Source organism: Massilia forsythiae (assembly GCF_012849555.1).
Taxonomy (GTDB): Bacteria; Pseudomonadota; Gammaproteobacteria; order Burkholderiales; family Burkholderiaceae_D; genus Telluria; species Telluria forsythiae.
On record NZ_CP051685.1, the window covers coordinates 272,089 to 295,428 of the forward strand.

The window sequence follows — 23,340 nt, forward strand, 5'->3', positions numbered from 1 at the left end:
CGCGGATGGCGCGCACGGCCGGCCCGGCCCGCAGCGAAGCCGCGCCAGCCAGGCCGGCGCCGGCCTGGCTGGCCGCCGCGCGCAGCCGCTGGCGTGCACGCGCCACGGCGCAGGACGCCGGCGAGGTGGTGCTGGGCCAGCGCCGCGTGTATATCCTGCCCACCGGCGCCGGGCTCGGCTTCGCGGCGCTGCTGCTGGTGCTGCTGGTCGGCTCGATCAACTACAACCTCGGCCTGGGCTACGCGCTGACCTTCGTCGCCGCCGCCTGCGCCGTGGTCGACATGGTGGGCACCTGGCGCAACCTGGCGCACCTGCGCCTGCGCGCCGGGCGCGCGCCCGACGTATTCGCCGGCGCCGACGTGCCGTTCGCGCTGCACGTGGCCAACCGCACGCGCCTGGACCGCTATGCCGTCTGGATCGATGCCGACGACGTGCCGGCGCCGCGCCACCCGTTCGACGTGGCCGCCGGCGGCAGCGCGGCGCCGGTGCTGGCCGCCGCCGCCGCGCAGCGCGGCTGGCGCGCGGCCCCGCGCATGCGCCTGTCCACGCGTTTCCCGCTCGGCCTGTTCCGCGCCTGGAGCTACTGGCAGCCGGACAGCCGCGCGCTGGTCTATCCGCGGCCGGAGCAGGACGCGCCGCCGCTGCCGTACGACCGCTGGCCCGATCCGGACGGTGCCGGCAACGGCGGCAGCGACGATTTCGGCGGCGTGCGCAGCTACCAGCCGGGCGATCCGCTGCGCCACCTGGCCTGGCGCCAGATCGCGCGCCTCGATCCGGCCCTCGGCGGCCAGCTGCTGACCAAGCATTTCGAAGGCGGCGCCTCCGAGATGCTGGTGCTCGACTTCGGCGCGCTGCCGGCCCAGCTCGACCTCGAAAGCAGGCTGTCGCGCATGACGCGCTGGGTGCTGGACGCCGAGGCGCGCGCCCTGCCCTACGCCTTCCGCCTCGGCGCCGTCGAGTACGACAGCGCGCTCGGCGCCGCGCACCAGGCCGCCTGCCTGCGCGCGCTGGCGCTGTACGGCCTCGGCGGCGAACACGCCGGCCCCGGCGGCGCGGACCAAGGCGCTGCGCCGTGAACCTGTCCGCCCTGTTCCCGGAGCGCATCGGCGAGCGCATCGCATCGCTCTCGCGCGACAAGCGCGACACCCTGCTGCTGATGGCCAGCGCGCTGATGGTGCTGGCCCCGCACGCGGCCCACCTGCCGCTTTGGGTGACGCTGCTGTGCGGCGCCACCCTGGCCTGGCGCGCCGCGCTGACCGTGCTCGGGCGGCGCCTGCCGCCGGGACGCTACCTGATCCCGCTGGCGGCGGCCTCGATGGCGGGCATCCTGGCGAGCTACGACACGGTGCTCGGCAAGGATGCCGGCGTGGCCATGCTGGTGCTGCTGGTCGCTTTCAAGATGCTGGAGATGCACGCGCGGCGCGACCTGTTCGTGGTGATCTTCCTGTGCTTCTTCCTGGTGCTGACGAACTTCTTCTATTCGCAGGGTTTTTTCACCGCCCTGCTGATGCTGGCGTCGATCGCGCTGCTGCTCACCGCCCAGCTGTCGTTCCAGCTGACCGGGGCGGTACCGCCGCTGCGCCGGCGCCTGGCGATGGCGGCGCGCATGCTGGCGCTGGCGGCGCCGCTGGCGGCGGCCGCCTTCGTGCTGTTTCCGCGCGTCGGCGCGCCGCTGTGGGGCATCCCGGATGCCGCCTCGAGCGGCAAGACCGGCCTGTCCGACACCATGGCGCCCGGCCAGTTCGCCAGCCTGGCGCAATCCGAGGACGTCGCCTTCCGCGTGAAATTCGAGGGCGCGCCGCCGCCGCAGCCGCAGTTGTACTGGCGCGGGCCGGTGCTGGGCGACTACGACGGCCGTATCTGGACCCGGGTGCGCCCGCCGCCGCGTCCGCCGCGCCCGCAGCCGCTGTCGATCGCGGTGGACGGCGCCCCGGTGCGCTACCAGGTGACGCAGGAAGCCTCGAACACACGCTGGCTGTTCGCGCTGGAACTGCCGCAGGCGCTGCCGGCATTGGCCGACCGCCCGGTGATCCTGACGCCCGAACTCGAGATCCAGGCCGGCGCGCCGCTCGCCGAGCGCGTGCGCTACGACCTGGTGTCGTACGTGCGCTTCGACCTGCAGGCCGGCAGCGCCCTGGCCAATCCGGCCCAGTGGCTGCTCCTTCCCTACGGCCGCAACCCGCGCGCCCTGGCCGACGGCGAACGGCTGCGCCGCGAACCCGATCCGGCCGGGCGCGTGGCGGCGGTGCTGGGCCGCTTCGCCGCCGACGGCTTTTCGTACACGCTGCAACCGCCGCTGCTGTCCGGACCGGATGCGGTCGACGACTTCCTGTACGGCAGCCGTGCCGGCTTTTGCGAACACTATGCGGGCGCCTTCGTGTTCCTGATGCGCGCCGCCGGCGTGCCGGCGCGCGTGGTGACCGGCTACCAGGGCGGCGAACTGAATCCGGTCGACGGCTACCTGACCGTGCGCCAGTCCGACGCCCATGCCTGGGCCGAGGTCTGGTTGCAGGGCCGCGGCTGGGTGCGGGTCGACCCGACCGCCGCGGTATCGCCGGCGCGCGTGCAGCGCAGCGTCGCCAGGACGACGTCCGGCCCGGCGCCGTTCGGCATCGAAGGCTTGCAGGGCCTGCTGCAGCCGGACCCCGATTCGCTGCTGGGGCGGCTGCGCTACGCGCTCGCCGCGGCCGGCAACGGCTGGAACCAGTGGGTGCTGAACTACACGCCGCAGCGCCAGCAGGAGCTGGTGGAGCGCCTGCGCCGCTTCTCGTTCGACTGGCGCAACGCGACGCTGCTGGCGGCCGGCACCCTGGTGTTGCTGGCCTGGGCCAAATTGCTGCGCCGGCGCCGGGACGACCCGGTCGATGCGCTATACTCGGCCTTGTGCCGGCGCCTCGGCCAGCTCGGCCTGGCGCGCGCACCCGACGAAGGGCCGAGCGCCTACGCGGCGCGCATCGGCGCCGCCGGCCTGGCGCCCGAGTCGGGCACCGCCGCCGCCGAGTTCCTGCGCCGCTACAGCGCCTACCGCTACGGCGTCCGGCCCGATGGCGGCGCCGCCGCTTCCCGACTGCTTCCGATCCTGAAACAATTGCTGTCCCGAGTTCGATGAAATCCCTGGTTCCCCTGCTGCTTGTCCTGGCCTTCGGCGCCGGCCCGGCATCCGATGCGCTTGCCGCTGTTTCCACTAACCATGCCGCCGACGCCAGGAAGACGGCAGCCGGCAAGTCGGCCAAGGCGGCTTCCGGCAAGGCGGCCAAGCCCGGCAAGGCTGGCGCCAAGTCCGTCAAAGCCGGCAAGACCGCCAAGGCGGCTGCCGTCGCCGCCGGCGCCGCAGGCGCCGCCGCCGCGCGGCCGCGCATCGACTACGACGGCGAAGCGGTCGACTTCGGCGAATGGCAGGCAGTGCGCGACTTCCAGGACGACATGGTGGCGCAGCATGGCTTCGACCGCGCCGCGCTGCGCGAGCTGGTCAAGCAGACCCGCTTCGTCGATTCCGCGGTACAGCTGGTCAAGCCGGCGCCGCCGGGCAAGCCGAAGAACTGGCGCACCTACAGCGAGCGCTTCATCGAGCCGATCCGCATCAACGCCGGCGTGCGCTTCTGGAACGAGAACGCCCAGGCGCTGGCACGCGCCGAAGCCACCTACGGCGTGCCGGCCGAGATCATCGCCGGCATCATCGGCGTGGAAACCATCTACGGCCGCGACACCGGGCGCTTCCGCGTGGTCGACGTGCTGACCACCCTCGCCTTCGCCTATCCGGAGGCGCCCAACCGCGTCGACCGCATGGCATTCTTCCGCGGCGAACTGGCGAATACCCTGCTGCTGGCGCGCAAGGAGGGCATCGATCCGTTTTCGCTGCTCGGTTCCTTCGCCGGTGCGGTCGGCATGCCGCAATTCATGCCGGGCAATATCCTGAAGTATGGCGTCGACTTCGACGGCGACGGCATCGTCGACCTGCGCGGCTCGCCATCGGATGCGATCGGCAGCGTGGCCAACTTCCTGGTCGAACACGGCTGGGACCGCAGCAATACCGGCCCGGCAGTGTTCGAAGCCGACGTGGCGCCGAGCATGGCCTGGCAAGCGCTGGTGGGCGGCCTGGCGGCGCGCTACCGGCCGGATGAACTGCAGGCGGCGGGCGTGGCGCCCCGCGTCGCCCTTCCCGAGGAACGCCTGTACGGCCTGGTCGACTTGCAGAACGGCGCCGACGCGACCGAATATTGGGTGGCGAATGCTAACTTCTTTGCTATCACAAAATACAATCGCAGTTATTTCTATGCCATGTCGGTAATCGAACTCGGACGCGCCATCAAGTTGTCACGCGGTTCATAAGCTTGGTCGAACGATAAACTTTGTATCAGTTTGTAACGACAATCTGACGGATTTGACGTTCGATGCCGTCCTGATAAGACTATACCCCCCGGGTGTATAGTAGTTCTTACTGGACAGTTCTCCCAAGAAACGAACTATTCGTCGCGCATACTCCCTCGAACTTTGTCATTCCACTATTCAACCTTAAGTGTGCGGACGCGCATCGATAATTGCTTTACAATTAAGTTTAAGCTTAAAACAATTATTTTTTCAGTGAGTTTGTGAGAGAATTGCATTGAGGCCATTGTTGCGATGAGACAACAAAGGCGTCGTAAAGTACCGATATTTATTGCTCTTAAGTACTAAATTAGAAATTAGTTATATAATTTAGTAGAAATTTTCGAAACCTTCTGGCATCGAAAACCTCCAGCGAGCTCCGTAACCCAAATAGGAATAGTGACATCATGACCAACCAAGTCGGCATCGACATCAACAGCGATTCGGAATCCGATGAGCTGCTGCAATACAACCCGAACCGCCTGCTCGATACCCTGATCGAGAACCTGCGCCTGAAGAACGACGCTGCCCTGTCGCGCGCGCTGGAAGTGGCGCCGCCGGTGATCTCGAAGATCCGCCACCACCGCCTGCCGGTCGGCGCTTCGCTGCTGATCCGCATGCACGAGGTCAGCGACCTGTCGATCCGCGACCTGCGTTACCTGATGGGCGACCGCCGCGCCAAGTTCCGCATCAGCGACAAGCAGTTCAAGCCGAAGGACAAGGACAACAACCTGGGTTCCGGCGCCGAGGAGTAATCGTGCACGCCGGAGCGGACGGCGGCTGAAGTCGACGCCGCCGCATCCCGTTCCCGGCCGCACCGCGTTTCTTCTCCAGCACGGCGCCGTCTTCCAGCCCGGCAGCCGCCGCACCGCCGTTCCCGTACAGGCGACCGCGCTCCCAGGCGTCGCGCCCGGCACGTACTGTCTCACTGCTCTTCCTTGTCGACCTCTCGCTCATCGCGCCGATGCGACCGATTCCGTACGCCAAAATACCTGGCTCGATCCGCCGGCCCGAAGCGTCGTCCCCGCGACGGCGGAGACCCATACATAGCCACGAGCATTGTCCTGGTGAAAACCAGCCAAGCGCGCCAGGGACGGCGAGGCGCTCAGGCCGGAAACACGCCGGTCGACAAGTAGCGGTCGCCGCGGTCGCAGACGATGAACACGATGGTGGCGTTTTCCACCGTCTGCGCGACGCGCAGCGCGATCTCGCAGGCGCCGGCCGCCGAGATGCCGCAGAAGATGCCCTCTTCCGCCGCCAGCCGGCGCGCCATCTGCTCGGCCGCGGCCTGGGTCACGCTTTCCACCCGGTCGACGCGCGCCTTGTCGAAGATGCGCGGCATGTAGGCTTCCGGCCACTTGCGGATGCCCGGGATCGACGAGCCTTCCTCGGGCTGGGCGCCGACGATGGTGATGGCCTCGTTCTGTTCCTTCAGGTAGTGCGACACGCCCATGATGGTGCCGGTGGTGCCCATCGCGCTGACGAAGTGGGTGACGCGTCCGCCGGTATCGCGCCAGATTTCCGGGCCGGTGGTCTCGTAGTGGGCGCGCGGATTGTCCTGGTTGGCAAACTGGTCGAGGATGATGCCCTGGCCGTCCTTCTGCATCTGCTCGGCCAGGTCGCGCGCGTACTCCATGCCGCCGGTCTTGGGCGTCAGGATGATCTGGGCGCCGTAGGCGGCCATGCTCTGGCGCCGCTCGACCGACAGGTTGTCCGGCATGATCAGCAGCATCTTGTAGCCGCGGATGGCGGCCGCCATCGCCAGCGCGATGCCGGTGTTGCCGCTGGTCGCCTCGATCAGGGTATCGCCCTGCTTGATCTGGCCGCGTGCCTCCGCCCCGCGCAGCATCGACATGGCCGCGCGGTCCTTCACCGAGCCGGCCGGGTTGTTGCCTTCGAGCTTGCCGAGGATGATGTTGTTGCGCGCCGCCGCTTCCGCGCCGGGAATGCGCATCAGGCGCACCAGCGGGGTATTGCCGATCGTGTCTTCGATGGTCATGTAGGCCGTCTTGTCTGCCATTGCTTGCTCTCTGCGAACTCGAAACCACCATTCTAATCCCAGATGCGAACGGGCGTACGGTAGAGCCGCCGCGTCCTGGCCTGCGATGCCAATGAAAAACCCCGCCGAGGCGGGGTCGGGATGCGCTGCGCGCTGCGGACAAGGCAGCGCGGACGGCACGGCGCGGCGCGGTTCAGCCAGCGGTCTTGGCCGGTTCGGCCTTTGCATCGGCCGGCTTGGCGCCCTTGGCGGCCTTGGCCGGCTTGGCGGCGGCCTTGTCGTCCGGCGCCGCCATCGGCGCGCCTTCCTTGGCTTGCCCGTTCACCTGCAGGCCGGCCTGCGACAGCTTGGCGGCGCGTTTCTCGCCCACGCCTTTCACGCGCTTCTGGAAATCGGCCCAGTCCTTGAACGCGCCCTTGCCGCGTTCGTCGATGATTGCTTTCGACATGCTCGGGCCGACGCCCTTGACGCCGTCGAGCGCCGCGGCATCGGCCTTGTTGACGTCGACCTGGGCAAACGCAAATCCGGTCGACGCTGCGAGCGCGGCCATGGCAAGCATCAGTTTCTTGATCATCTGATTCTCCGTTATCGTTGGAATGGGATGGCGGTATCGCCAGTGCGGATAACGGCGGCCGGCGCCGAACGGTTGACGCCGGTTGTTTGTGCGAAATCAGGTAGGGTGGACGGGGCGCCCCGTCCACGCGTTCAACCGACGCCGCCCAGAACCTCAGCCCGTCAGACGCTGCCGTCGTCGCTGCGGCGGCGCTGCGGAAACAGCTCGTCGCGGGTGACGGTCGCGGTGCCCAGCTTGCCGACCACGATGCCGCCGGCGCGGTTGGCGGTGGCCAGCGCTTCCGGCAGGGAGGCGCCCGCGCCCAGCATCGCCGCCAGCGTGGCGATCACGGTGTCGCCGGCGCCCGAGACGTCGAACACCTCGCGCGCGTCGGCATGCACGTGCAGCACGTCGTCCTCGGTGTACAGGCTCATGCCCTCTTCAGAACGGGTCAGCAGCAACGCCTGCAGGCCGAGTTCGCGGCGCAGGTCCTGGGCCTTGGCGGTCAGCTGCGCCTCGGTCTTCCAGTTGCCGACGATGCGCTTGAGCTCGGCCTTGTTCGGGGTCAGCATGGTGGCGCCGGCATAGGGCGTGAAATCGTCGCCCTTGGGATCGACCATCACGGTCTTGCCGGCGGTGCGCGCGGCCGCGATCATCTCGGCCACGTTGACCAGGCTGCCCTTGTTGTAGTCGGACAGGACGATCACGTCGTAGTCCGGCAGCAGCGCCTTGAAGCGGGTCAGCTTGTCGCGCAGCGCGGTCTCGGTCGGCGCATCCTCGAAGTCGATGCGCACCATCTGCTGCTGGCGTCCGATCACGCGCAGCTTGATGATGGTGGAGATCGCCTCGTCGCGCTTGAGGTAGCTGTGGATGCTGGAGTCGCGCAGGATGCGCTCGACCTGGTCGCCGGCCTCGTCGGCCCCGACCACGCCCAGCAGCCCGCAGTGGGCGCCCAATGCGGCGGCGTTGCGCGCCACGTTGGCGGCGCCGCCCAGGCGCTCCTCGCGCCGCTCGATGCGCACCACCGGCACCGGCGCTTCCGGCGAGATGCGCGAGACGTCGCCGAACCAGTAACGGTCGAGCATGACGTCGCCCACCACCAGCAGGCGCACCCGGTCCAGTTGCGGCGCCTCGGCCTGGCGGTAGCTGTCCGCCTGCAGCAGGCGGCCCGGCAGTGCGTCTGTCATGCCTGCGCTTCCTGTTGCCCGTCCTGGCCGGGACGGCCGGTCAGCACCGAGCGGCCGATGCCGTGGTATTCGACGCCGAGGGCGGTCATCTGGGCCGGATCGAACAGGTTGCGGCCGTCGATGATCACCGGGTTCTTCAGGCGCGCCTTGATCTGGTCGAAGTCCGGGCTGCGGAAGGCTTTCCATTCGGTGACGATGACGAGCGCCTCGGCGTCATGCAGGGCGTCCATCGGGGCCGCCTTGAAGTCGATTTTTTCCAGCTGTTCCGGCGCCAGGTCGAGCGCCAGCACGCGGCGCGCTTCTTCCATCGCCACCGGGTCGTAGACGGCGACGCTGGCGCCGCGCTCGATCAGCTCGCGCAGCAGCACGCGCGACGGCGCTTCGCGCATGTCGTCGGTGTTCGGCTTGAACGCCAGGCCCCACACGGCGAAGCGCTTGCCGGCCAGGTCGGCGCCGAAGCGCTGCACCACCTTGCGGCCCAGCACCTGCTTCTGGCGGTCGTTGACGGCTTCCACGGCGCGCAGGATCAGGAGTTCCTGGTCGTACTGGCGCGCGGTGCGCTCCAGCGCCTGCACGTCCTTCGGGAAGCACGAACCGCCGTAGCCGGCGCCGGCGTACAGGAAGCTGTGGCCGATGCGCGGATCGGAACCGATGCCGTGGCGTACCGCCTCGATGTCGGCGCCGACGCGGTCGGCCAGGTTGGCCAGCTCGTTCATGAACGAGATGCGCGTCGCCAGCATGGCGTTGGCGGCGTACTTGGTGAACTCGGCCGAACGCACGTCCATCCAGTAGGTGCGCTCGTGGTTGCGGTTGAACGGCGCGTACAGCACTTTCATGAGGTCGCGCGCGCGCAGGCCGGCCGGGCTGTCGCCGTGGCCGATGACGATGCGGTCCGGACGCATGAAGTCTTCGACCGCCGCGCCTTCCTTCAGGAATTCCGGGTTCGAGACCACGGCGAATTCGCTGCCGGCGGCGGCGTCGCCGCGCTTGCCCAGTTCGTCCTGCAGAGCGGCGGCCACGCGGTCGGCCGTGCCCACCGGCACGGTCGACTTGTCGACGATGACCTTGAAGCCGTCCATGTGGCGGCCGATGTTGCGCGCGGCGGCCAGCACGTACTGCAGGTCGGCCGAGCCGTCCTCGTCCGGCGGCGTGCCGACGGCGATGAACTGCAGCTGTCCGTGGGCCACGCTGGCGGCGACGTCGGTCGAGAACTGGATGCGGCCGGCGGCGCGGTTGCGCGCGACCACTTCTTCCAGGCCCGGCTCGTGGATCGGGATGCCGCCGTTGTTGAGCAGGTCGATCTTGCGCTGGTCGACGTCCAGGCAGAACACGTCGTTGCCGAGTTCTGCCAGGCAGGCGCCGGTGACCAGGCCGACGTAGCCGGTGCCGATAATCGTAATCTTCATTGTCTAGTTCGCGAGGTTATTGATAATCAGTATTCATGGATCGAGCGCTCGTTCGAGGCGCTCAATTCATCACATTCAGTTCTTCGGTGCGGCGCGGCGGGTAGGTTTCCCACCGGCTGCAACCAGGACATTGCCAGTAATATTGCCTGGCCTTGAAACCGCAATGGCTGCACTGGTAGCGCGCCAGTTTCTGGGTATAGCCGTGCACCAGGTTCTTCACCATCGACAATTCTTCCCACACGTTGGCGGGCGCATCCATCAGGCGCGCTTCGAGCAGCTTGTCCAGGCCGAGCAGGGTCGGGTTGCGGCGCAACTCCTCGACCACCAGCTGTTTGGCAGCATCCACGCCGTTCAGTTCGATCACGGCCTTGAACACTACCTCGATCAGATCAATGGATGACGCTTCCGCCAGGTAGGAACGCAACAGGTTGACGCCCTCCTGCGGCCGCCCTACCTTGCGGTAGCCATCCATCAACCGTCCGGCGACCAGCGCCACGTGCGGTACGCTTTGCTGCTCCACGCGGCGCCAGGTCTTCAATGCGCCCTCGACATCGTCCTGCGCCAGCAGCGCGTCGCCATACAGGATAGTGGCGCGCACGCTCTTACGGTCGGCCAGCAATGCCTTGTCGAGCAGCGCCTTGGCTTCGTCCGGCTGCATGTGGACCATGGCATCTTGCGCCAGTTCGCAATAGAACTGGGCGATTTCCTTGTGGTGGGCGCCGGCGCCGGATTCCTGCAGGCCCTCGGCCGCGGGAATGGCGCGCCGCCATTCCTTTTCGCGCTGGAAGATTTCCAGCAGCGCACGCCGCGCCTGCACGCCATATTGCGTGTCCACCAGCAGATTGAACGTTTCCTCGGCGCGGTCGAGCAGGCCGGCCTTCAGGTAATCCATGCCCAGCTCGTACTGGGCATGCACCTGCTGGTCGATCGGCAGGTCCGGGCGCGACAGCAGGTTCTGGTGCACGCGGATGGCGCGCTCGGTCTCGCCGCGGCGGCGGAACAGATTACCGAGGGCAAAGTGCATCTCGGCGGTTTCGGGGTCCAGCTTGACGATCTCGATGAAGGCGTCGATCGCCTTGTCCGGCTGCTCGTTGAGCAGGAAATTCAAGCCCTTGAAATAGCCGCGCGGCAGGCTGCGCGATTCGGACACCAGCTGCTTGATGTCGACGCGCGCCGCGATCCAGCCGAGGGCGAAAAAGACGGGGATGCCGAGCAGCCACCAGATTTCAAATTCCATGCGATTCTTGTTGGTTTCGTTACGTGATCTTCAACGCGGCGCCACGCTGTCCGGTGCCGGCGCGGCGACGGCGGTACCGGCCGCGCTCTGCAGCGCCTGGATCGTGTCCTTGTGGCGCGAGCTTTCGCGGCGGTGGCGGAACACGGTCGGCGTCACCGCCAGGATGCCGAAGGCGGCGCCGGCCACGAAAAAGGCCAGCAGCATCAGTACCAGCGGTCCGCGCAATTCATAGTTCAGGAAGAAGTGCAGGTCGACCTGGTGCGTGTTCTTCAGGGCGAAACTGAAGAACAGCACGAACAGGATGCATCCAATGATGGTGGAAACAAATTTCATCGGCAAGTTCCGTCAGGAAAGACCATAAAGAGCGAGTGTCGCATAATCGGCGCGATTATTCAAAGCCGGCGCGGCTGGCGTGCGGCGCGGGCAGCGTGATTATACTTGGGTAACAAGGCCGTCATGGGGCGCATGGCGCTTCTTGCACGTGCTTGAAGTGCCGGGCGAAACGCGGCCCGTTACCTGTCGCCGGCAAAAAAAAACGGCACCCCCTGGAGGATGCCGTTCCTGTCTGCCACGGCAGACGACGTCAGTCTTCGATGATCGGCTGCCCGACCATCGCGTCGACCCGCTCGCGCAACTGCTTGCCCGGCTTGAAGTGGGGCACCCGTTTTTCGGGCACCATCACCTTGTCGCCGGACTTCGGGTTGCGGCCGATGCGGGGCGGCCGGCTGTTCAGCGCGAAGCTGCCGAAACCACGGATCTCGATGCGCTGCCCGGTCGCCAGGGCGTTGGTCATCGCATCGAGGATGGTCTTGACGGCGTACTCCGCATCCTTGGCCACGAGCTGGGAATAACGCTCGGCCAGGCGGTTGATCAGCTCGGACTTGGTCATCTGCGCGCTTTCAGCTCCGATTGAACCTTAGTTCTTGTTGTCGAACTTGGCCTTCAGCAGGGCGCCCAGGCTGGTGGTGCCGGTCGCAGCGCTGTTGTCCGAAGCCAGCTTCTGCATGGCTTCCTGGGTGTCGGCGTTGTCCTTGGCCTTGATCGACAGCTGGATGCTGCGTGCCTTGCGGTCGATGTTGATGACCAGGGCTTCGACCTTGTCGCCCACTTTCAGGTGGGTGCCGGCATCTTCCACGCGGTCGCGGGCGATTTCCGAAGCGCGCAGGTAGCCTTCGACTTCTTCGTTCAGCGCGATCACGGCGCCTTTCGGCTCGACCGACTTCACGGTGCCGGTGACCAGGGTGCCCTTGTCGTTCAGCGATGCGAAGTTGTTGAACGGGTCGCCTTCCAGCTGCTTCACGCCCAGCGAGACACGCTCGCGCTCGACGTCGATCGCCAGGACCACGGCTTCCAGCTCGTCGCCCTTCTTGAACTTGCGCACGGCTTCTTCGCCGGACTCGGTCCACGACAGGTCGGACAGGTGCACCAGGCCGTCGATGTTGCCCGGCAGGCCGATGAACACGCCGAAGTCGGTGATCGACTTGATCGAACCCTTGACCTTGTCGCCCTTCTTGTGGGTCATGCCGAAGTCGTCCCACGGATTCGCCTTGCACTGCTTCATGCCCAGCGAGATACGGCGGCGCTCTTCGTCGATTTCCAGGACCATGACTTCGACTTCGTCGCCCAGCTGCACGACCTTGTTCGGGGCCACGTTCTTGTTGGTCCAGTCCATTTCCGAGACGTGCACCAGGCCTTCGATGCCCTGCTCGACTTCCACGAACGCACCGTAGTCGGTCAGGTTGGTGACCTTGCCGAACAGGCGGGTGCCTTGCGGGTAGCGACGCGACAGGCCGGTCCACGGATCGTCGCCCAGTTGCTTGACGCCCAGCGAGACGCGGTTCTTTTCCTGGTCGTACTTCAGGACCTTGGCGGTGATTTCCTGGCCGACGGTCAGCACTTCCGATGGGTGACGCACGCGGCGCCATGCCAGGTCGGTGATGTGCAGCAGGCCGTCGATGCCGCCCAGGTCGACGAACGCACCGTAGTCGGTGATGTTCTTGACGACGCCGGTGACCACGGTGCCTTCCTTCAGGGTTTCCATCAGCTTGGCGCGCTCTTCGCCCATCGACGCTTCGATGACGGCGCGGCGCGACAGCACCACGTTGTTGCGCTTGCGGTCCAGCTTGATGACCTTGAATTCCAGGGTCTTGCCTTCGAACGGGGTGGTGTCCTTGACCGGACGGGTGTCGACCAGCGAACCCGGCAGGAATGCGCGGATGCCGTTGGTCAGCACGGTCAGGCCGCCCTTGACCTTGCCGTTGACGGTACCGGTGACGATCTCGCCCGATTCCATTGCTTTTTCCAGAGCCAGCCACGATGCCAGGCGCTTGGCCTTGTCGCGCGACAGGATGGTATCGCCGAAACCATTTTCCAGCGATTCGATGGCCACGGAAACGAAGTCACCAACGTTGACTTCCAGTTCGCCCTGGTCATTCTTGAATTCTTCGATCGGGATGAAGGCTTCCGACTTCAGGCCGGCGTTGACGATCACGAAGTTGTGATCCAGACGGACGACTTCGGCCGAGATGACTTCGCCCGAACGCATGTCTTGACGCGACAGCGACTCTTCGAAGAGTGCTGCAAAGCTTTCCATGCCGGTTTCTTGATTTGCTGCAGTAGCCATGAGTGTTTGAAAGGTTAGCCAGCAGAACGGCGATATGCGCTCTGAACTGGGTCAGGTTGAACCACGCCCGGGGACATCCCGGACACCATGCGGTGCGCCGCACACGCGGCGCACATTCCCGCCGATGCGGGTCGACTTCTCTATCGTCGAATCCTACCGATGCGCATACCAGGCAAGCACCTGTTCCACCGCTTCCTCGGCCGTCATGCCCGAGGTATCGAGGAGGTGCGCATCTTCCGCCGGCGCCAGCGGCGCCACGGCGCGCCCGGTGTCGCGCGCGTCGCGAGACTGCAAATCCGCCAGCAGATCGTCCATACTAGCAGAAAATCCTTTGTCAATCAATTGCTTATATCGGCGTTGCGCGCGCGCCTCAACGCTTGCTGTCAGGAACACTTTAAGACGGGCGCCAGGGAAGATCACGGTGCCCATGTCGCGCCCGTCGGCCACCAGGCCGGGCGTCTCGCGGAACGACAACTGCAGGCCGAACAGCGCATGGCGCACCGCCGGCAAGGCCGCGATGCGCGACGCCGTGTTTCCGACCTCCTCGGCGCGGATGGCGTTGCTCACCTCTTCCGTGCCCAGGTAGATGTGGCCGCCGTTGAAGCGCACCGGCAGGTGTTCGGCCACCTTGGCCAGCGCGTGCTCGTCGCCCAGGTCGATGCCGCGGCGCAGCGCCGACAGTGCGCTCAGGCGGTACAGGGCGCCCGAGTCGAGCAAATGGAAACCGAGGCGGTCGGCGACCTTGTGGGCCACCGTGCCCTTGCCGGAGGCGGTCGGTCCGTCGATGGTAATGACGGGAATGGTCGAATTTGGCATGTGTCTTTCAGGTCAAAACAACTCGTCCTTGGCGATCGATGCGAAGGTCTCGAAATAATCCGGGAAGGTCTTGGCCACGCACTTCGGATCGTTGATGCGCATCGCATTGCCGCGCCGCGCCGCGCCGTCCAGCGACGCCAGCGAGAAGCACATCGCCATGCGGTGGTCGTCGTAGGTGTCGATGGTGGCCGGGGTCAGCTCGGCCGGCGGCGTCACGCGCAGGTAATCCGCGCCCTCTTCCACGATGGCGCCGACCTTGCGCAGCTCGGCCGCCATCGCCGCCAGGCGGTCGGTCTCCTTTACGCGCCAGCTGGCGATGTTGCGCAGCGTGCTGGTGCCGTCGGCATACAGCGCCGCCACCGCGATCGTCATGGCGGCGTCCGGGATGTGGTTGAAGTCGGCGTCGATGGCTTTCAGGGGCGCGTCGGCGCTGGCCTCGATCCAGGTGTCGCCGCGCGTCACGCGCGCGCCCATCAGTTCCAGCGCGTCGGCGAAGCGCACGTCGCCCTGGATGCTGTCGCGCCCTACGCCTTCCACCCGCACCGGGCCGCCCGCGATCGCGCCCGCGGCCAGGAAGTACGAGGCGGACGAGGCGTCGCCCTCGACGCGGATGCTGCCCGGACTGGTATAGCGCTGGCCCGGACGCACGGTGAACGCACGCCAGCCGTCCTGCTCGACGGCGACGCCGAAGCGCCCCATCAGGTTCAGCGTGATCTCGATATACGGCTTCGAGATCAGCTCGCCGACCACCTCGATGGTCACCGGATGTTCCTTCGCCATCAGCGGCGCCGCCATCAGCAGCGCGGTCAGGAACTGGCTCGACACGTTGCCGCGCACCGCCATGCGCTCGGGCGCCACCTGGCCCGGACGGATGTGCAGCGGCGGATAGCCCGGGTTGCCGGTGTATTCGATGCGCGCGCCGACCGCGTTGAGGGCGTCGACCAGGTCGCCGATCGGGCGCTCGTGCATGCGGCTGACGCCGTGCAGCGTGAAGTCGCCGCCGATCACGGCCAGCGCCGCCGTCAGCGGGCGGATCGCGGTGCCGGCGTTGCCCATGAACAGGTCGGCCTTGGCATTCGGCAGCGTCCCGCCGCTGCCGTGCACCACGTGGGTGTGGTCGTTCTTCTGTTCCCAGCCGATGCCGAGTTCGCGCAGCGCGCCCAGCATGACCAGGGTATCGTCGGACGCCAGCAGGTCGTGGATGACGGTGGTGCCCTCGGCCAGCGCCGCCAGCAGCAGCGTGCGGTTGGAAATGCTCTTCGAGCCCGGCAGGCGCACCGCGCCGCGCGCGTGCATTACCGGTTCCAGGTCGATGTGTTGGGGGTAGTGTTTGGACTGCATGATGTCATTTTCCTGAGATGGGCGGAAGCGGCTGCTCGGCCGCTTCGATCGCTTCGATCCACGCACGGCGGGCATGCTGGGCATTGGCATAGACGCTTTCCAGCGCCGTCCCGTCCGCAGCCGCCAGGCGCGCGCGCAGGCCGTGTAATTGTGCCAGATAGGCATCCAGTTCGCCCAGCAGCGCGGCGCGGTTGGCCAGGCTGATGTCGCGCCACATCTCCGGCGACGAGCCGGCGATGCGCGTGAAATCGCGGAAGCCGCTGGCGGCGTACTGGAACAGCAGATCCGCGTGCGGCTTCCTGGCGATGTCGTCCACCAGCGCGTAGGCCAGCAGGTGCGGCAGGTGGCTGACCGCGGCGAACACGCGGTCGTGCTCGGCCGGGTCGAGGCGGTGGATGATGGCGCCGCAGGCGCGCCAGGCGGCGGCCACGCGCTCGACTGATTGCGCCGGGTTTTCCGGCAGCGGCGTCAGCACCGCTTTCTTGCCGCGGTACAGGTCGGGCAGCGCCGCGTCCGGACCGTTGGTTTCGCGCCCGGCGATCGGGTGGCCGGGCACGAACTGCCCCACGCGTTCCCCCAGCGCCGCGCGCGCCGCCCGCACCACGTCCGCCTTGGTGCTGCCGGCGTCGGTGACGATCGTGTGCGGTTCCAGCCACGGCGTCAGGTTCGCGAGGATGGCGCCGGTCTGGGCCACCGGCGCCGCCACCAGCACCAGGTCGGCGCCGCGCAGCGCTGCTTGCGCGGAAGTGGATACGGCGTCGACGATACCGAGTTCGCGCGCGCGCGCCAGCGCGGCGGACGAGCGCTCCAGCCCGACGATATGCCCGGCCGCGCGCGCCGCCTTCAGGCCGAGCGCGAACGAGCCGCCGATCAGGCCGACGCCGACGATGACGACTTTATCGAACATTCAGCCCAGCGCTTTCTTCAGCGCGTCGACGAAACGCGCGTTCTCGTCCGGCAGGCCGATCGAGATGCGCAGCCATTGCGGCAAGCCGTAGGCGCCGACCGGGCGCACGATCACGCCCTGCTTGAGCAGCGCGATGTTGACGCGCGCGCCGGCGCCCTCGTCCTCGCCCACCTTCACCAGCACGAAGTTGCCGTACGACGGCACGTATTCCAGGCCGAGTTCATCGAAGGCGGCGGTCAGCTGGCGGTAGCCGGCGCGGTTGTTCTCGGCGCCCTTTTCCAAAAATGCCTTGTCGTTGAGCGCGGCGATGGCGGCGGCCTGGGCCAGCGAATTCACGTTGAACGGCTGGCGCACGCGGTTCATGAGGTCGGTCAGCGCCGGCTGGGCGATGGCGAAACCGACGCGCAGGCCGGCCAGGCCGTAGGCCTTGGAAAAGGTGCGCGAGACGATCAGGTTCGGGTGGTTGCGCACCCAGGCGGTCGACTCGAACTGGTCCTTCTCTTCCAGGAACTCGTTGTAGGCTTCGTCCAGCACGACGACGACATGGGCCGGCACCTTGGCCAGGAAGGCCTCGATCTCGGCGGCCGGTATGAAGGTGCCGGTCGGGTTGTTCGGGTTGGCGATGTACAGCAGGCGCGTGTCAGCGTCGATGGCCGCGGCCATCGCGTCCAGGTCGTGGCCGTGGCCGCGCGCCGGCACGCTCACGCCGCGCGCGCCCACGCCCTGTGCCGCCAGCGCGTACACCGCGAACGAATACTGCGAATAGATCACGCCCTGTCCCTTTTGCACGAAGGCGTGGGCGGCGATTTCCAGGATGTCGTTGGAGCCGTTGCCGAGCGTGATCCAGTCGGCCGGCACGTCGTAGCGCGCGGCCAGCGCCGCCTTCAGGTCGAAGCCGTTGGCGTCCGGGTAGCGTCCGAGTTCGGCGGCGGCAGCGGCCATCGCGGCTTGCGCCGATGCCGGCACGCCGAACGGATTTTCGTTGGACGCCAGCTTGACGATGTTCGCTTCGTCGAGGCCGAACTCGCGGGCGACTTCGGAAATGGGTTTGCCGGCCTGGTAAGGGGCGATGGCGCGGATGTACTCTGGACCGAATTGCGACATGGGATTCTCTTGTGCGTTGCTGGAATGAGTTTACAGTGCGAGCGGATAGGAACCGAGCACCTTGAAGAAGGCGGCGTTGTCCTTCAGTTCGTCGAGCGCGCGGCTCACCGCGGCGTCCTGGACATGGCCTTCGACGTCGACGTAGAAATAGTATTCCCAGGTGCCGATGCGCGCCGGACGCGACTCGAAGCGCGTCATCGACACGCCGTGCTTCGACAATGGCGCCAGCAGGTTGTACACGGCGCCGGCCTTGTTCGGCACCGCCAGCACCAGCGAGGTGCGGTCCTGGCCCGACGGGCCGGCGGCCTGCCGGCCGATCACCGCGAAGCGGGTGCGGTTGTGCGGGTCGTCCTGGATGTGGGCCTGCACCACGCCCAGCTTGTACTGCTCGCCCGCCATCTCGCTGGCGATCGCCGCCACGCCCGCGTCCTGGCTGGCCAGCACCGCGGCTTCGGCGTTGGAGGCGACCGCGCGCCGCTCGATGCCCGGATGGTGCAGGTTGAGCCAGACCTGGCACTGGGCCAGCGCCTGCGAATGCGCGCAGATGACGGTCACGCCGTCCATGCTGCCGGTCTTCGTCATGAGACTGTGGTGCACAGGGATCGAGACTTCGCCGCTGATCAGCGTGGTGGTGGCCAGCATCAGGTCGAGCGTGCGGTTGATCGCGCCCTCCGACGAATTCTCGACCGGCACCACGCCGTAGTCGGCGGTGCCGGCCTCGGTGGCGCGGAACACCTCGTCGATCGAGATGCACGGCAGCGCCTCGACCGCGCTGCCGAAGTGCTGGAACACGGCTTGCTCGCTGAAGGTGCCGGTGGGGCCGAGATAGGCCACCGTGACGCGCTTTTCCAGCGCGCGGCAGGACGACATGATCTCGCGGAAGATGGTCTGCACGTCGCGGCTGTTCAGCGGGCCCGGATTGCGCTCGGCCACGCCGCGCAGCACCTGGGCCTCGCGCTCGGGACGGAACACCGGGGCCATGGTCTCGGCCTTGACGTGGCCGACTTCCTGGGCGACCTTGCCGCGCCGGCTCAGCAGTTCCAGGATTTGCGCGTCGATCGCATCGATCTGTTCGCGCAGGGGTTTGAGTTTGTCTGTCATCGTATGCTCGTAAGATGCGGTTCGCCGGTGGCGGTAACCCGTCGTCCCCGCGCAGGCGGGGACCCATACCGAGCGGACGGAAGTGAAGACGCAAAGCGTGCGGCTCCAGTCATTCAGCATGGGTCCCCGCCTTCGCGGGGACGACGATGGTGCGTTACCGGCCCGCGAACTCGTTCAAATAATCGACCAGGGCTTGCACGCCCTCGATCGGCATCGCGTTGTAGATCGATGCCCGCATGCCGCCGACGGACTTGTGGCCCTTCAGTTGCAGCAGCCCGCGCGCCTTGGCGCCGGCCAGGAATAGGTCGTTCAGGGATTCGTCGCGCAGATAAAAGGGTACGTTCATGCGCGAACGGGCTTCGGGCGCCACACGGTTCCGGTAGAAATCGTCGGCGTCCAGCGCCGTGTACAGCAGGCGCGCTTTTTCGATATTCGTTCGTTCGATCGCCGCCACCCCGCCCAGCCGCTTCAGGTGGGCGAACACCAGCCCGGCGATATAGATCGCGTAGGTCGGCGGCGTGTTCAGCATCGAGTCGGCATCGGCCACGGCGCGCCAGTTGAACACGCCCGGGCAGATCGGCAGCGCACTGTCGAGCAGGTCGTCGCGCACGATCGCCAGCGTCAGGCCGGCCGGGCCGATGTTCTTCTGGGCGCCGGCGAAGATCACGCCATACTTCGCCACGTCGACGCTGCGTGACAGGATGTGCGAGGACATGTCGGCCACGAGAGGCACGTCACCCTGCACCGTCGGCGCGAAGTCGAACTCGACCCCGTCGATGGTCTCGTTGGTGCACACGTGCAGGTAGGCGGCGCCGGGCGTCAGGCGCCACGTTTCCTGCGGCGGCACGGCGGTGAAACCGTTCGCCTCGGCGGACGCGGCGACATTGACGTTGGCGTAGCGTTTGGCTTCCTTGACCGACTTGCCCGACCAGGAACCGGTGTGCACGAAATCGATGGTGGCCGGCTGCGCCGCGCGCCCCAGCAGATTGAGCGGCACGATCGCGTTCTGGCCCAGCCCCCCGCCCTGCATGAACAGGATCCTGTAGTTGACCGGGACCGCGAGGAGTTCGCGCAGGTCGGTTTCGGCCTGCTCGTAGATCGCGATGAATTCCGGGCCGCGGTGGCTCATCTCCATCACCGACATGCCGCTGCCGTGCCAGTCGAGCATCTCGGCCGCGGCCTGCTGCAGCACTGCCTTCGGGAGGACGGCGGGGCCGGCGGAAAAATTGAATACCTGGGTCACTCGTGTGTTCCGATCATTGCTTGCCGACGAAATTCCGGGTCGTCTGGGCCATCAGCTTCTGGATACGCGGCATCATGACGCGGCTGCTCATTTCCATCGACTGCGCCATCAGCTTCGGCATGTTGGCCATCATCTTTTGCCCGAGCGGCGACGTATAAAAGGCGGTCAATTGGTGGATTTCGTCGACCGTGTAGGTCTGCGCATACAACGGTACCATTTCCTTGAGCATGTCGTCGACCAGGCCCGGATCGTTGAAGATCGCCTGCAAGCGCACCGTCATCGCCGGCAATTCCTTGTCGAGGCGCTCGGTCGCTTCCTTCTTCTGGGCCGCGCTCATGTTCGCGTCGGCCTGGATCGCGCCGGCGATCCCGCCGCGCATCTGGGCCGGCATGGCGGCGACGGCCTGCTTCATCGCCAGGATCATCGTATCGCGGATCTTCATCGCATCGAACATCTGGCGCGTGGCCTGCTCGACGGCAGGATTGGCGACAGGCGCGCTCTGCGCAAACGACGGCGTGGACGACATGGCGAAGATGACGGCAACGGCGGCGAGTTGTTTTTTCACAGCGATTTCCTTGAAATGACATGGACGCAAAGAGGGCGTGAACCCCGACCCGGTTGCGGGCCGCCCTGATTTTCGCATGAAACTTGCAAGAAATCCTATACCGGCGTGTTTTCCCGCCTGCGATGCCGATGGCGCGGCGCCACCACAGCGCCGCGGCCGGTCCGCTGAAAACCGCTGCGGTAATGAAAAAGCCGCCGGCGGCGGATGCGCGCGGCGGCTCGGCGGTACGACCGGGGCAGGCGGCCAGCGCCTGCCCGCCTACCCTCACTCCGGCGCCTGCTCCAGGTCGACCTCTTCCAGGTCGGTCTCGACCACGCGCTGCAGGCCGGACAGCTTGGTGCCGTCCTCCACCGCGATCAGGGTCACGCCCTGCGTGGCGCGGCCCATCTCGCGGATCTCGGCCACGCGGGTGCGGATCAAGACGCCGCCGGTGGTGATCAGCATGATCTCGTCGTTCTCGTTCACCAGGGTGGCGGCCACGACCCTGCCGTTGCGCTCGGTGGTCTGGATCGCGATCATGCCCTTGGTGCCGCGCCCGTGGCGGGTGTACTCGCCGATCGGCGTGCGCTTGCCGAAGCCGTTCTCGGTGGCCGTGAGCACCGACTGCTGCTCGTTCTCGGCCACCAGCAGCGCGATCACGTTCTGGCCCTCTTCCAGGTTCATGCCGCGCACGCCGCGCGCGGTACGGCCCATCGGGCGCACGTCGTTCTCGTCGAAGCGCACCGCCTTGCCGGCGTCCGAGAACAGCATCACGTCGTGCTTGCCGTCGGTAAGCGCGGCGCCGATCAGGAAGTCGCCCTCGTCCAGGTCGACCGCGATGATGCCGGCCTTGCGCGGGTTGCTGAAGTCCGGCAGCGGGGTCTTCTTCACGGTACCCAGGCTGGTCGCCATGAACACGTAGTGGTCTTCCGGGAAGCTGGAATTCTCGCCCGACAGCGGCAGCACCACGGTGATCTTCTCGCCGTCCTGCAGCGGGAACATGTTGACGATCGGCTTGCCGCGCGAATTGCGCGACCCTTGCGGCACTTCCCACACCTTGAGCCAGTACATGCGCCCACGGTTGGAAAAACACAGGATGTAGTCGTGGGTGTTGGCGATGAACAGCTGGTCGATCCAGTCCTCGTCCTTGGTCGCCATCGCCTGCTTGCCGCGCCCGCCGCGCTTCTGGGCGCGGTATTCCGAGATCGGCTGCGACTTCATGTAGCCGGTGTGCGACAGCGTGACCACCATGTCCTGCGGCGTGATCAGGTCTTCGGTTTCCAGGTCGCTGGCGTTCAGTTCGATGGCCGAGCGGCGCGCATCCTTGCCCTCGGCGGTGTAGCCGGTCTGGATGCCCAGCATCTCGTCGCTGATGATGGTCGTCACGCGTTCCGGCTTGGCCAGGATGTCGAGCAGGTCGGCGATGTGGTCCATCACTTCCTTGTACTCGTTGACGATCTTGTCCTGCTCCAGGCCGGTCAGGCGCTGCAGGCGCATCTGCAGGATTTCCTGGGCCTGCTCGTCGGACAGTTTATACAGGCCATCCTGCTGCATGCCGTAGTGCTTCGGCAGGTGCTCCGGGCGGAACGCCTCGATGCCGCCGGATGCGCCCAGTTCGGTGCGCGTCAGCATCTCGCGCACCAGCGACGAATCCCAGGCGCGCGCCATCAGCTCGGTCTTGGCGACCGGCGGGGTCGGCGCAGCCTTGATGATGGCAATGAAGTCGTCGATGTTGGCCAGCGCCACGGCCAGGCCTTCCAGCATGTGGCCGCGCTCGCGCGCACGGCGCAGCTCGAACACGGTGCGGCGCGTGACCACTTCGCGGCGGTGCGACAGGAAGCACTCCAGCATCTGCTTCAGGTTCAGCAGCTTGGGCTGGCCGTTGACCAAGGCCACCATGTTCATGCCGAAGGTGTCCTGCAGCTGGGTCTGCTTGTACAGGTTGTTCAGCACCACTTCCGGCACTTCGCCGCGCTTGAGTTCGATGACCACGCGCATGCCCGACTTGTCGGACTCGTCGCGGATGTCGGAAATGCCTTCCAGCTTCTTGTCGCGCACGTTCTCGGCGATGCGCTCGAGCAGCGACTTCTTGTTGACCTGGTACGGCAACTCGTCGACGATGATGGCGATGCGGCCGCCGTCCCTGCCGTATTCCTCGAAGTGGGTCTTGGCGCGCATGACCACGCGGCCGCGGCCGGTGCGGTAGCCGTCGCGCACGCCCGAGACGCCATAGATGATGCCGGCGGTCGGGAAGTCCGGCGCCGGGATCAGCTCGATCAGCTCGTCGATCGTGCAGTCCGGGTTCTTCAGCACGTGCAGCGCGCCGTTGATGACTTCGGACAGGTTGTGCGGCGGGATGTTGGTCGCCATGCCGACCGCGATGCCGGACGAACCGTTGATCAGCAGGTTCGGGATCTTGGTCGGCAGGACCGTCGGTTCCTTTTCCTTGCCGTCGTAGTTCGGCTGGAAGTCGACGGTGTCCTTGTCGATGTCGGCGAGCAGTTCGTTGGCGATCTTGTCCAGGCGGCACTCGGTGTAGCGCATCGCCGCGGCGCCGTCGCCGTCGATCGAGCCGAAGTTGCCCTGGCCGTCGACCAGCGTGTAGCGCAGCGAAAAGTCCTGGGCCATGCGCACCAGGGTGTCGTAGATCGAGGCGTCGCCGTGCGGGTGATACTTACCCATGGTATCGCCGACCACACGCGCACATTTTACGTAGGCGCGGTTGAATACATAGTTACTTTCGTGCATCGAGTACAACACGCGACGGTGCACCGGCTTGAGGCCATCGCGCACGTCCGGCAGCGCACGCCCCACGATCACGCTCATGGCGTAATCGAGGTAGCTCTTGCGCATCTCTTCTTCCAGCGAAATCGGAACTGTTTCTTTTGCGAATTGATCCATTGGCGTTTCGGTC

General features: G+C 66.6%; 20 protein-coding genes. 4 read left to right on the forward strand and 16 right to left on the reverse strand.

Features of this window, described 5'->3' with window-relative positions; genetic code table 11:
* Window positions 1–5: 5 nt before the first annotated feature.
* The 4 genes from HH212_RS01215 (at window position 6) to HH212_RS01230 (ending at window position 5,120) form a co-directional block, all read left to right on the forward strand.
* Window positions 6–1,076 carry a DUF58 domain-containing protein gene (locus tag HH212_RS01215; RefSeq protein WP_169433724.1) on the forward strand — a complete coding sequence of 357 codons (1,071 nt, stop codon included), beginning with the start codon at window positions 6–8 and terminating at the stop codon, window positions 1,074–1,076.
* Window positions 1,073–3,109 (forward strand): transglutaminase TgpA family protein, encoded by a 2,037-nt coding sequence (locus HH212_RS01220; RefSeq protein WP_229217508.1) that lies wholly within the window; start codon window positions 1,073–1,075, stop codon window positions 3,107–3,109. Before HH212_RS01215 ends, HH212_RS01220 begins: the two co-directional genes overlap by 4 nt.
* Window positions 3,106–4,329, forward strand: a complete 1,224-nt coding sequence (mltB, locus tag HH212_RS01225) for a lytic murein transglycosylase B (protein WP_169433725.1) — start codon at window positions 3,106–3,108, stop codon at window positions 4,327–4,329. Before HH212_RS01220 ends, mltB begins: the two co-directional genes overlap by 4 nt.
* A 443-nt stretch (window positions 4,330–4,772) precedes the next feature.
* Complete coding sequence (locus tag HH212_RS01230; protein WP_169433726.1) at window positions 4,773–5,120, forward strand: hypothetical protein; 348 nt, start codon at window positions 4,773–4,775, stop codon at window positions 5,118–5,120.
* A gap of 350 nt (window positions 5,121–5,470) precedes the next feature.
* Here the strand turns inward: HH212_RS01230 and cysM are convergent, their stop codons facing one another.
* The 16 genes from cysM to gyrA form a co-directional block, all read right to left on the reverse strand.
* Window positions 5,471–6,385 carry a cysteine synthase CysM gene (gene cysM, locus HH212_RS01235; RefSeq protein WP_169433727.1) on the reverse strand — a complete coding sequence of 305 codons (915 nt, stop codon included), beginning with the start codon at window positions 6,383–6,385 and terminating at the stop codon, window positions 5,471–5,473.
* Between the two features lie 172 nt (window positions 6,386–6,557).
* The gene (locus tag HH212_RS01240; RefSeq protein ID WP_169433728.1) at window positions 6,558–6,938 is read right to left on the reverse strand and encodes a ComEA family DNA-binding protein; all 381 of its coding nucleotides are present in this window, start codon (window positions 6,936–6,938) and stop codon (window positions 6,558–6,560) included.
* A 161-nt stretch (window positions 6,939–7,099) separates the two neighbouring features.
* The gene (gene rfaE1 / locus HH212_RS01245; RefSeq protein WP_169433729.1) at window positions 7,100–8,104 is read right to left on the reverse strand and encodes a D-glycero-beta-D-manno-heptose-7-phosphate kinase; all 1,005 of its coding nucleotides are present in this window, start codon (window positions 8,102–8,104) and stop codon (window positions 7,100–7,102) included.
* On the reverse strand, window positions 8,101–9,510 hold the full coding sequence (locus tag HH212_RS01250; RefSeq protein ID WP_169433730.1) for a UDP-glucose dehydrogenase family protein: 1,410 nt from the start codon (window positions 9,508–9,510) through the stop codon (window positions 8,101–8,103). Before HH212_RS01250 ends, rfaE1 begins: the two co-directional genes overlap by 4 nt.
* Window positions 9,511–9,571: 61 nt before the next feature.
* Window positions 9,572–10,747, reverse strand: a complete 1,176-nt coding sequence (gene lapB / locus HH212_RS01255) for a lipopolysaccharide assembly protein LapB (protein WP_169433731.1) — start codon at window positions 10,745–10,747, stop codon at window positions 9,572–9,574.
* Between the two features lie 30 nt (window positions 10,748–10,777).
* Window positions 10,778–11,080: a LapA family protein gene (locus HH212_RS01260; protein ID WP_169433732.1), complete on the reverse strand. Its 303-nt coding sequence runs from the start codon at window positions 11,078–11,080 to the stop codon at window positions 10,778–10,780.
* 250 nt (window positions 11,081–11,330) lie between these two features.
* A complete protein-coding gene (locus tag HH212_RS01265; RefSeq protein ID WP_008446215.1) occupies window positions 11,331–11,636 on the reverse strand; it encodes an integration host factor subunit beta in 306 nt (101 codons plus the stop codon).
* A 27-nt stretch (window positions 11,637–11,663) separates the two neighbouring features.
* Window positions 11,664–13,370 carry a 30S ribosomal protein S1 gene (gene rpsA, locus HH212_RS01270; RefSeq protein WP_169433733.1) on the reverse strand — a complete coding sequence of 569 codons (1,707 nt, stop codon included), beginning with the start codon at window positions 13,368–13,370 and terminating at the stop codon, window positions 11,664–11,666.
* Between the two features lie 153 nt (window positions 13,371–13,523).
* Window positions 13,524–14,186: a (d)CMP kinase gene (cmk, locus tag HH212_RS01275; RefSeq protein ID WP_169433734.1), complete on the reverse strand. Its 663-nt coding sequence runs from the start codon at window positions 14,184–14,186 to the stop codon at window positions 13,524–13,526.
* A 12-nt stretch (window positions 14,187–14,198) separates the two neighbouring features.
* Window positions 14,199–15,527, reverse strand: a complete 1,329-nt coding sequence (aroA, locus tag HH212_RS01280) for a 3-phosphoshikimate 1-carboxyvinyltransferase (RefSeq protein ID WP_169433735.1) — start codon at window positions 15,525–15,527, stop codon at window positions 14,199–14,201.
* A gap of 4 nt (window positions 15,528–15,531) precedes the next feature.
* Entirely contained in the window at window positions 15,532–16,434 is a 903-nt protein-coding gene (locus HH212_RS01285; RefSeq protein ID WP_169433736.1) for a prephenate dehydrogenase, read from the reverse strand.
* The gene (gene hisC / locus HH212_RS01290; protein ID WP_169433737.1) at window positions 16,435–17,538 is read right to left on the reverse strand and encodes a histidinol-phosphate transaminase; all 1,104 of its coding nucleotides are present in this window, start codon (window positions 17,536–17,538) and stop codon (window positions 16,435–16,437) included.
* A 30-nt stretch (window positions 17,539–17,568) separates the two neighbouring features.
* On the reverse strand, window positions 17,569–18,639 hold the full coding sequence (pheA, locus tag HH212_RS01295; RefSeq protein WP_169433738.1) for a prephenate dehydratase: 1,071 nt from the start codon (window positions 18,637–18,639) through the stop codon (window positions 17,569–17,571).
* Window positions 18,640–18,793: 154 nt separating this feature from the next.
* Window positions 18,794–19,882, reverse strand: a complete 1,089-nt coding sequence (serC, locus tag HH212_RS01300; protein WP_169433739.1) for a 3-phosphoserine/phosphohydroxythreonine transaminase — start codon at window positions 19,880–19,882, stop codon at window positions 18,794–18,796.
* 13 nt (window positions 19,883–19,895) lie between these two features.
* Complete coding sequence (locus tag HH212_RS01305; protein WP_169433740.1) at window positions 19,896–20,447, reverse strand: DUF2059 domain-containing protein; 552 nt, start codon at window positions 20,445–20,447, stop codon at window positions 19,896–19,898.
* Between the two features lie 264 nt (window positions 20,448–20,711).
* Complete coding sequence (gyrA, locus tag HH212_RS01310; protein ID WP_169433741.1) at window positions 20,712–23,327, reverse strand: DNA gyrase subunit A; 2,616 nt, start codon at window positions 23,325–23,327, stop codon at window positions 20,712–20,714.
* Between the last annotated feature and the right edge of the window lie 13 nt (window positions 23,328–23,340).